This window comes from Zavarzinia sp., from assembly GCF_041650655.1.
Classification (GTDB): Bacteria; Pseudomonadota; Alphaproteobacteria; order Zavarziniales; family Zavarziniaceae; genus Zavarzinia.
Window position 1 is genome coordinate 1 of record NZ_JBAZKR010000139.1, and the last position, 8,885, is coordinate 8,885.

An 8,885-nucleotide genomic window follows, 5' to 3' on the forward strand; every position below is an offset into this window, starting at 1 on the left:
GGTCGCCTGGGTGCGCCGCGAGATCGGCCCGATCGCCAGCCCCGACCTGATCCAGTTCGCCCCCGGCCTGCCCAAGACCCGCTCCGGCAAGATCATGCGAAGGATCCTCCGCAAGATCGCCGAAAACGAGTTCGGCGCCCTCGGCGACACCTCCACCCTCGCCGATCCCTCCGTCGTCACCGACCTCATCGACAATCGGCAAAACCGCGCCTAGTCGCTTTGGGGGTCGCCCGGCCCGCCACCCGTCCCTAGCCTGTGCCGAACAGGGGAGGGACGGAATGGCGACGGGCAAGGCCTTCACACCACTGACATTGGGGCCGCTCGGCCTTCGCAACCGCTTCGTGAAGTCGGGGGCGAACGAGGGCATGTACCGCCGCGGCCTGCCGACCAAGGCGCTGGTCCGCCATCACCGCGAGATCGCGGCCGGCGGTGCCGCCATGACCACCATGGCCTATTGCGCCGTGGCGCCCGAGGGCCGCACCTTTGCCGACCAGCTCTTCATCCGGCCCGAAGCGCTCGCCCCCCTCCGCGCCCTGACCGACGCCGTCCACGGCGAGGGGGCTGCCATCTCGGCCCAGATCACCCATGGCGGCGCCTTCAGCTTCCTCAAACCGACCGACGGGCGCCGGCCCGGCTCCGCCTCCGGCGGCTTCAACCCGACCGGCGCGCTGCACGGCGTGCCCCTGAAGCGTGCCCTGGACCCCTCCGAACTGCCGGTCCTGGCCGATACTTTCGCGGACGGCGCCCGCCTCGCCCGTGAAGCCGGTTTCGACGCCGTCGAGATCCACATGGGCCACGGCTATCTGTTGAGCCAATTCCTCTCCCCCGGCGAGAACAAGCGGCGGGACGATTTCGGCGGCAGCCTGGAAAACCGCGCCCGCTTCCCCCGCATGGTGTTGCAGCGGGTACTCGACGCGGTCGGCAAGGAGATGGCGGTCGGCTGCAAGATCGGCGTCTTCGAGGGCTATCGAGGCGGTGGTCTTGCGCGCGACGCCGCCGGCCTCGCCCGCATGCTGGAGGCGGACGGCGCCCATTTCCTGGTGCTGACCGGCGGCATGAACGTGCAGTCGCCCTGGTGGATCTTCGGCAGTCCCATGCCGGTCTCTAGCATGAAGCGCGAAGACCCGAGCTTCATCGGCCGCCGCGCCCTGGACATCCTGCGCCTGATGCAGCCGAAGGACCTGGCGTTCCGCGAACTCTATTTCCACGACCATTCGATCCAGGTCCGTGCGGCGACGACGCTGCCGCTGCTCTACCTCGGCGGCGTCACCTCGATGGCCGGCGTCGATCAGGTGCTGGGCGAAGGTTTCGATGCCGTGGTGCTGGCCCGCGCCCTGCTGCACGACCCGGAGCTCGTGAACAAATTCGCCGCCGGCACGGCGACGCGCTCGGGCTGTACCGCCTGCAACGAATGCGTCGCCACCATGCACACGCCGCTCGGCACCCATTGCGTGTTGCGCCCCCTGCCCGATCCGGCCGAGAACCAGGCGATCGCCGGAACTTGATCCCCTGCCACCTTCGTCGCCTTGATGCGTCCTTCGCAACGTGGCACCCAGGGGAAAACGACGGGAGGCAGCGATGGCGGCGGACGAAGGGCAATATGATTATATCGTCGTGGGGGCCGGCACGGCCGGCTGCATCCTGGCCAATCGCCTGTCGGCCGATCCGCGCAACCGCGTCCTCCTCCTCGAAGCGGGCGGGCGGGACAATTGGATCTGGTTCCATATTCCCGTCGGCTATCTCTTCGCGATCGGCAATCCGCGTTCCGACTGGATGTTCCGGACCGAGGTCGAAGCCGGGCTGAACGGCCGCTCGCTGGCCTATCCGCGCGGCAAGGTGATCGGCGGCTGTTCCGCCATCAATGCCATGGTCTCGATGCGCGGCCAGGCCGCCGACTACGACCACTGGCGCCAGCTCGGCCTTGCCGGCTGGGGCTATGACGACGTGTTGCCCGCCTTCAAGCGGCTCGAAGACCATTTTCTGGGCGCCAGCGAACACCATGGTGCGGGCGGCGGCTGGCGTATCGAGGCGCCGCGCGTCTCCTGGGCGGTGCTGGACGCGGTGCGCGAAGCGGCGGCGCAGATGGGCGTGCGCAAGATCGACGATTTCAACACCGGCGACAACGAAGGCGTTTCCTATTTCCATGTGAACCAGAAGCGCGGCCGCCGCTGGTCCTCCGCCCGGGGCTTCCTGAAGCCGGCCCTGAACCGCCCGAACCTCCGCCTGCTGACCGAGGTCGAGGCGGACCGCCTGATCGTCGAGCAGGGCCGCGCCACCGGCGTCCGCTTCCGCCGCGGCACCGAGATGGTGACGGCCCGCGCTGCCCGCGAAGTGGTGCTGTCCTCGGGCGCCATCGGCTCCATCCAGGTGTTGCACCGCTCCGGCATCGGCCCCGCCGACTGGCTCGCCCCCCTGGGCATCACCCCGGTGCTGGACCGTCCCGGCGTCGGCCGCAATTTGCAGGACCATTTGCAGCAGCGTGCGATCTTCAAGGTCTCGGGCGTCACCACGCTGAACGAGACCTATCATTCCCTGCTCGGCCGCGGCCTCATGGGGCTCGACTATCTGCTGCGCCGGCGCGGGCCGCTGACCATGGCGCCGAGCCAGCTCGGCATCTTCACCCGCTCCGATCCCTCGCGCGAACGGGCGAACATCGAATTCCACGTCCAGCCGCTCTCGCTCGACAAATTCGGCGATCCCCTGCACCGCTTCCCGGCCATCACGATCTCCGCCTGCAACCTGCGCCCGACCTCACGCGGCGAGGTCCGCCTGCGCAGCCGAGACCTGGGCGCCGCCCCGGTGATCGCCCCCCACTACCTGACCACGGAAGACGACCGGAGGGTCGCCGCCGATGCCATCCGCGTCACCCGCCGCCTGATGGCCCAGCCCGCCCTGGCCGCTTTCCAGCCCTCGGAATATCTGCCCGGCCCCGCGGTCGGCGACGACGAAGCGGCTCTGGCCAAGGCCGCGGGCGACATCGGCACCACCATCTTCCACCCCGTGGGCACGGCCAAGATGGGGCGGCCGGAGGATCCCCTGGCCGTGGTCGATGAGCGGCTTCGCCTGATCGGCCTCGGCGGGCTTCGGGTCGTCGATGCCTCGATCATGCCGACCATCACCTCCGGCAATACCAATACGCCGACCGCGATGATCGCCGAGCAGGGCGCCCGGATGATCCTGGAGGATGCCCGTACTTAGAGCTTGTCCTGGATGCGGCGGGCGATCTCGAAGGCCCGGCGCTCCAGGATCTGCGGCGTCTCGCAGACATAGGTGAGCGACTTCCGCCGTTCCTCGAAGATGCGGGTATCCCATTTGAGCTGGTCTTCGAGCTGGCGGATCTCGTCGCTGACCGGGGCATTGGGCGCGTCCTTGGCGTCGCTCACCTTGTCGCTCTCGTCCCGGATCCTCTCCGCCAAGTGGGATTGGCCGCGGGCATAGCGGGTGATGCCGGCGATCACCCGGTCGCGCTCGGTGTTCACCAGTTCGAGCACGCCGGCGAAGACCCGCGTCAGGCGGAGCTGTTTCTCCGCCCCCGCCTCGGCCGCGAAAGCGTCGATCAGCCCGTCGGCGTCCTCGATCGGGGTCCGGCGCGACGCCAGTTTCTGGGCCAGTTCCGCCGCCTTGAAATCCTGGTCCCAGGGCCCGGCGGCGGCGAGATCGGGGCCGTTCCAGACCATGCCCGGGCTGATCGTGCCGACCTTCCGCTGGATGCAGGGCCAGTCCGGATCGGCGGGCGGCCCGTCCGCCCAGGCCGGCACCGCCAGGAGAAGAAGCGGGGCGAAGAGGAAGGATTTCATGCCGCATCTCCCTTGGGTCCGCCGCGCCTGGCCATCACCCCGCGCCCGGGGTCATAGGCGAGGCAGGCGGCGGTGAAGAAGACCACAGTGGTGCCGAACACCACGGCCAGCGCGACCGGCTCGAAGGCACCGTAGAGGGCGAAGCGCACCAGCTCGACACCATGGCTGAAGGGATTGAGCCGGCACACCCAATAGAGCGTCTCGCTCGCCTCGCGCAGCCGCCACAGGGGGTAGAGGGCGGAGGAGGCGAAGAACATCGGGAAGATCACGAAATTCATCACGCTGGCGAAATTCTCGAGCTGGCGGATGAAAGACGACAGGAAGAGCCCGATGGCGCCCAGCATGAGCCCGGTCAACACGAAGGCCGGCAGGGCCAGGAGATAGCCGATCGGCTCCGCCTCGACATCCCAGGCGAGCGCGATCGCCAGGAAGACATAGGCTTGCGCGACCGAGACCAGGACCGAGGCGAGCAGCTTGGCCAAGAGCAGCGACCAGCGCGGAAACGGGCTGGTCAGCAAGACCCGCATCGAGCCCAGCTCGCGGTCGTAGACCATCGAGAGCGAGGACTGCATGCCGTAAAAGAGCTGGATCATCACCGCGAGCCCCGGCACGACATAGACTTCGTAGAGGATATAGGTCTCGTAAGGCGCCTGGATCGAGACGCCGAGCACGCTGCGGAAACCGGCCGCGAAGATGAAGAGCCAGAGCAGCGGCCGGACCAGGGCGGAAAGAAAACGCTCCCGCTGGCCGACGAAACGGAGCAGCTCGCGCCGCGTGATGCCGGAGAGGCAGACCAGATAGCCGCCGAGGCCGAGGCGGGAGGTCGGCACCTCGCTCATGCCGCGACCTCGGTCAGGCGGCGGAAGGCGGCGGCCAGGCCCACCTCTCCGCCAACAGTCCCGGCCTCGCCCGTGGCGACGATGCGGCCCCGGTGCAGGACATGGACGAGGTCGTCGTCGGCGATCTCCTCGAAGATATGGGTCGCCCAGAGCACGGAAAGGCCGTGGTCGCGCACCAAGCCGCGCACCGTCTCCAGGATGCCGGCCCGTGCCGCGAGGTCGAGGCCCACGGTCGGCTCGTCGAGCAGGAGAAGGCGCGGACCATGGACCAGCGCCCGGGCGATCTCCACCCGCCGCGCCTGCCCGCCGGACAGGCTCCGCACCTTCTCGTCCCGCTTTTCGCTGAGGCCGGCCGCCGCCAGCAGTTCGTCGATCCGGCTTCGCACCGCCCGCCCGGCCAATCCGTGCAGGGCGGCGTGATAGGCGAGGTTCTGGCGCGCCGTCAGGTCCGGGTCGAGGGTGCGGGCCTGGAACACCACGCCCATGTCGGCCAGCGCCCGGGTCGGCGCCGCCTGGAGATCGCGGCCGAAGACGGCGACCCTGCCCGCCTGCTGTTCGTAGAGCCTGGTGACGATCGAGAACAGCGTGGTCTTGCCCGCCCCGTTCGGGCCGAGCAGGGCGGTGAAGCGCCCCGCCGGCACCTCGAGCGAGACACCGCGCAGCGCCTCCTGGCGGCCGAAGCGATGGGCGACATCGGCCACATGAAGGGCCGCCGGCCCGGTCATTTGCCGTTCAGCGTCTTCTTGAGCGAGAGCAGCCCGGCCAGATAGACATCCGCCACCGCCTTGCGGGCGTCCGTCTCCGAAACCCCCTTGGGATCGAAGGTGGAAGACCAGGTGATGGCGACCTTGCCCGGTTCGTCGTCTTCCTCGACCTTCAGGGTCGAGCGGTAATGTTCGACCGGCAGCGGGCCTTGCAGGATCTCATAGGTATAGGAATGGCCGGCGTCGTCCCAGGCGACCAGTTTCTCGACGAATTTGGCACCGTCCTTGGTGGTCAGGGTGCGGATCTTGGCGCCGTCCTGTTCGGACAGTACGCAATCGGCGATCGCCGGGTGCCAGGCCTTGATGCCGCAGAAATCGCCGATCAGGCCCCAGGCCTTGGCGGCATCCGCCTTGGCCTCGACCCGGTTGCTGTTCTCGGCCGCCAGGGCCGGGCCGGCGGCCAGCAGGACGGCGGCGATGATCAGGCTGCGCATGGTGTTTCCTCCCCTGTTGTCATTGTCATTTGGGCGCGACGACGACGCCCCAGGGCGCCTCGCCGACCGGAATCGTCTTGATCACCTTCATCGCGGCGACGTCGATCACCGAGACGTCGTTGGAATTGCCGTTGGTGGCGAAGAGGTATTTCTCGTCCGGCGTGAAGGCGAGCTGCCAGACGCGCTGGCCGACCAGCAGATATTTGGTCACCTCGAAACTGTTGCCGTCGATCACCGCGACGCGGTTGGCCGGACCGAGAGCGGCGAAGGCGGTCTTGCCGTCCCGCGTCACCCGGACGCCGACCGGCTGGATCGCCTCGGGCGTGACGCCCGGAATGGCGAAGGTGATGCGTTTCAGGATCGCCCGCGTCTTCGGGTCGATCACGGTGACCGTGCCACCCACTTCCGCACTGACCCAGAGCTTGGAGCCGTCCTTGTTGAATTCGGCGAAGCGTGGGCGCGAATCGACCAGCACGCTGTCGACCACCTGGAAGCTCGCGGTATCGATGAAATGGGCCATGTTGGTCGTCTCGGACGTATTGACCAGCATGCCGCCGTCCGGGCTGATGCCCATGCCCTCGGGTTCGACGCCGACCGGGACCTGGGCCAGGATCTGGTTCTTGTCGACATCGACCACGGTCACCTGGGCATCGTCCTCGTTGGCGATATAGAGGGGATTGCCCGTGGGGTGCAGGATGAACAGCTCGGGATCGGGGCCGGATTGCAGGGTGCGCGCCACCGTCATGGTGGCGGTGTCGATCACCTCGACGCCGTCCTCGTCGCTCGCGGCGATATAGAGGGATTTGCCGTCCGGGCTGATGGTGATGCCGCGCGGGCGGCGGCCGACCGGCACCGTCTTGATGACCGTCAGCGTCTCGCTGTCGATCACCGTGATCGAATTGCCCTTCTCGTTCGAGACATAGACGCTGTAAGCAGCCGCATCGCCCGCCCACAGGGCGGCGACGGCGACGGCGATGGCGGGGGCGGTTCTGCGCCACATGTTAAATTCCTCCCGTCCGGCGCGGTTCATCCGCGCGTCTCTCTCAGGTCTGGTGGCAGGCTGTCTCCGGCAGGTCGGTGCCTAGCGTGTCGAGCACCGTCCGCTGGTGCAGGAAGCCGGGCAGCGGCGCCACGCCGACGATGGCCGAAGGTTGGGCCAGCAGGATCGGCTGGCGGAGCTGGCGGTCCCAGGGCCGGAAGGTGACCGGCACGCCCTTGAAGGCGGCGAGCTGGAAGGCATCCGACACGAGGTAGTCGGCGACCGCCGAAGGGCTGGCCGATTTCAGCCGCGTCACCGCCTCGCCCACGGCGCGCATGGCGGTCCAGGCCTGATAGTCGACCGGGCGCATGAAGCGCTTGGCCTCCTTGTAGAAGCGGCTCTGCAACTGGGCGGAACCCCAGGCATCCTGCGCCCGGTGCCAGGAGGTGGCGACCAGGCCCTGCGTGCCGGCGACCAGGCGGGCGTCCCAGGTACGGAACGGGATGTAATCGCCGAAGTCCCCGGCCTCGTCGGCCACCACCATGATGTCGTAATCGGTGCCGCGGGTGAATACCAGGGCGTCCGCCTGGGTGACGCTGTCGCCGCGCGCCCGGGCCAGGGGGCCGAATTCCCACGGCTTCTCGGCCGCGATCTTCAGGCCGAACTTGCGGGCGGAGGCGCGCATCGCCTCGGCATAGAGCGCGTCCCCCGGCTTCGGGCCGACGATCAGGAAGAGCTTGGACCAGCGCTTGGCGGCGAAATATTGCGCCAGCGCATCGGTCAGCATGGCGCGCGAGGGCGCGACATGGAACAGCCTGCCCCGGCAGTCGGCCCCACGCAGCCGGTCGTCCGCGGCCGAGACGTTGAAGATCACGGCATCCCGCCCCTTCAGGGCGTCGACCACGGCCAGGAGCTCGTCCGGACCGAGGTCGACCAGCAGGAAGCCGGCGCCGCCGTCGACCAGCTTGGCCGCCGCTTCGGGCGCCGCCTGGCCTCCCTCCAGCACCATCTGGTTCAGCGTATAATGCTGCTGGGTGAAGCGCCCGGTCGTGTTGTTGTCGACGGCGGCGAGGGCGGCACCGGCGGCCCCCTCGTCCGGCGGAACCGGATCGATCTCATAGAGGGGCGGCGGCGGGCGCTTCCGCATCAGGGCGCCCAGCGTCACTTCGAGGGGGGCCGCCTGGGCCGCCGCCCCGGCCGGCGGGCCGAAGACGGCCGCCGCCGCCAGGCCGACGACCGCGCCGTTCAGGACCTTCAATGCGGATCGACGGTTGAGCATGGAGCGGATTATTCCGCGAATAGTTCATCAGTCAACGCAATAGGCATAAGCGATATATAAGATTTGCATATGGCGAGCCGCGCGGCATGATCAATTGACGAAAGGTGACAGCCCCGCCCGGTGACAAGTTATCGGAAGTGGACGGCGGTACCGTTTCGGTCATGGTCGACAGAGGTAGCGTATTCGTGAGTGCCTGAACTTTAGAATTCGGGCGCACGGGACGAAATTTTGTGCAATTGCGATGCGGCATCGCGAAAAGAACCGGCGACCCGAACGCGGGCGCCGTCGCTGAATGCGGGAGGAAGCGACGATGGCTCAGGCAGTTTCCATTCATCCGGCGGTGGACAACGGGCTGAAGCCCGCCCTGCCGGGCTTTTCCGGCGGCATGCTGGTGTGCAAATGCGCCGACCGCCCGGTGAAGGTGCGGGTCGATGCCCAGGTCGCCTATAATCACGCCTGCGGCTGCACCAAATGCTGGAAGCCCAAGGGCGCAATATTCTCGGTCGTCGGCGTGGTGCCGCGCGACAAGGTGACCGTGGTCGAGAACGGCGACAAGCTGAAGATCGTCGATCCCAATGCGGTGATCCAGCGCCACGCCTGCACCGGCTGCGGCGTCCATATGTTCGGGCGGATCGAGAACACCAAGCATCCCTTCTACGGGCTCGATTTCATCCATACCGAACTCTCGCCCCAGACCGGCTGGGCGCCGCCGGAATTCGCCGCCTTCGTCTCGTCGGTCATCGAATCGGGCACCAAGCCGGAGATGATGGGCGCGATCCGGAGCCGCCTCCGC

9 protein-coding genes and 1 pseudogene are annotated in these 8,885 nt (G+C 68.0%); 4 read left to right on the forward strand and 6 right to left on the reverse strand.

Annotated features, from left to right (window positions below; genetic code table 11):
* The 3 genes and pseudogenes from WC493_RS20355 to WC493_RS20365 form a co-directional block, all read left to right on the forward strand.
* Positions 1-214: pseudogene (locus WC493_RS20355) on the forward strand (acetyl-coenzyme A synthetase); the annotation flags it as partial.
* A gap of 64 nt (positions 215-278) precedes the next feature.
* Positions 279-1,505, forward strand: coding sequence for an NADH:flavin oxidoreductase (locus WC493_RS20360; protein WP_373067961.1), 1,227 nt, complete (start codon positions 279-281; stop codon positions 1,503-1,505).
* 73 nt (positions 1,506-1,578) lie between these two features.
* The gene (locus tag WC493_RS20365; protein WP_373067963.1) at positions 1,579-3,198 is read left to right on the forward strand and encodes a GMC family oxidoreductase; all 1,620 of its coding nucleotides are present in this window, start codon (positions 1,579-1,581) and stop codon (positions 3,196-3,198) included.
* Here the strand turns inward: WC493_RS20365 and WC493_RS20370 are convergent.
* From WC493_RS20370 to WC493_RS20395, 6 genes are read right to left on the reverse strand one after another with little or no spacing between them, the layout of a single operon-like run.
* On the reverse strand, positions 3,195-3,797 hold the full coding sequence (locus WC493_RS20370; RefSeq protein WP_373067965.1) for a hypothetical protein: 603 nt from the start codon (positions 3,795-3,797) through the stop codon (positions 3,195-3,197). The genes WC493_RS20365 and WC493_RS20370 overlap by 4 nt on opposite strands.
* Positions 3,794-4,636 (reverse strand): ABC transporter permease, encoded by an 843-nt coding sequence (locus WC493_RS20375; protein ID WP_373067967.1) that lies wholly within the window; start codon positions 4,634-4,636, stop codon positions 3,794-3,796. Before WC493_RS20375 ends, WC493_RS20370 begins: the two co-directional genes overlap by 4 nt.
* Positions 4,633-5,361 carry an ABC transporter ATP-binding protein gene (locus tag WC493_RS20380; protein ID WP_373067969.1) on the reverse strand — a complete coding sequence of 243 codons (729 nt, stop codon included), beginning with the start codon at positions 5,359-5,361 and terminating at the stop codon, positions 4,633-4,635. The genes WC493_RS20375 and WC493_RS20380 overlap by 4 nt, the downstream gene beginning before the upstream one ends.
* Positions 5,358-5,834: an SRPBCC family protein gene (locus WC493_RS20385; protein ID WP_373067971.1), complete on the reverse strand. Its 477-nt coding sequence runs from the start codon at positions 5,832-5,834 to the stop codon at positions 5,358-5,360. The genes WC493_RS20380 and WC493_RS20385 overlap by 4 nt, the downstream gene beginning before the upstream one ends.
* A 25-nt stretch (positions 5,835-5,859) precedes the next feature.
* Complete coding sequence (locus WC493_RS20390; RefSeq protein WP_373067973.1) at positions 5,860-6,834, reverse strand: YVTN family beta-propeller repeat protein; 975 nt, start codon at positions 6,832-6,834, stop codon at positions 5,860-5,862.
* A 43-nt stretch (positions 6,835-6,877) separates the two neighbouring features.
* Positions 6,878-8,092, reverse strand: coding sequence for an ABC transporter substrate-binding protein (locus tag WC493_RS20395; RefSeq protein ID WP_373067975.1), 1,215 nt, complete (start codon positions 8,090-8,092; stop codon positions 6,878-6,880).
* Between the two features lie 310 nt (positions 8,093-8,402).
* Between WC493_RS20395 and gfa the strand changes: the two genes are divergently transcribed.
* Positions 8,403-8,885: S-(hydroxymethyl)glutathione synthase (gfa, locus tag WC493_RS20400; protein ID WP_373067977.1), on the forward strand; the 483-nt coding region annotated here is incomplete at its 3' end.

Coding starts and splice junctions, on each gene's coding strand:
- WC493_RS20360 (WP_373067961.1), top strand. CDS start 279: ATGGCGACGGGCAAGGCCTTCACACCACTGACATTGGGGCCGCTCGGC.
- WC493_RS20365 (WP_373067963.1), top strand. CDS start 1,579: ATGGCGGCGGACGAAGGGCAATATGATTATATCGTCGTGGGGGCCGGC.
- WC493_RS20370 (WP_373067965.1), bottom strand. CDS start 3,797: ATGAAATCCTTCCTCTTCGCCCCGCTTCTTCTCCTGGCGGTGCCGGCC.
- WC493_RS20375 (WP_373067967.1), bottom strand. CDS start 4,636: ATGAGCGAGGTGCCGACCTCCCGCCTCGGCCTCGGCGGCTATCTGGTC.
- WC493_RS20380 (WP_373067969.1), bottom strand. CDS start 5,361: ATGACCGGGCCGGCGGCCCTTCATGTGGCCGATGTCGCCCATCGCTTC.
- WC493_RS20385 (WP_373067971.1), bottom strand. CDS start 5,834: ATGCGCAGCCTGATCATCGCCGCCGTCCTGCTGGCCGCCGGCCCGGCC.
- WC493_RS20390 (WP_373067973.1), bottom strand. CDS start 6,834: ATGTGGCGCAGAACCGCCCCCGCCATCGCCGTCGCCGTCGCCGCCCTG.
- WC493_RS20395 (WP_373067975.1), bottom strand. CDS start 8,092: ATGCTCAACCGTCGATCCGCATTGAAGGTCCTGAACGGCGCGGTCGTC.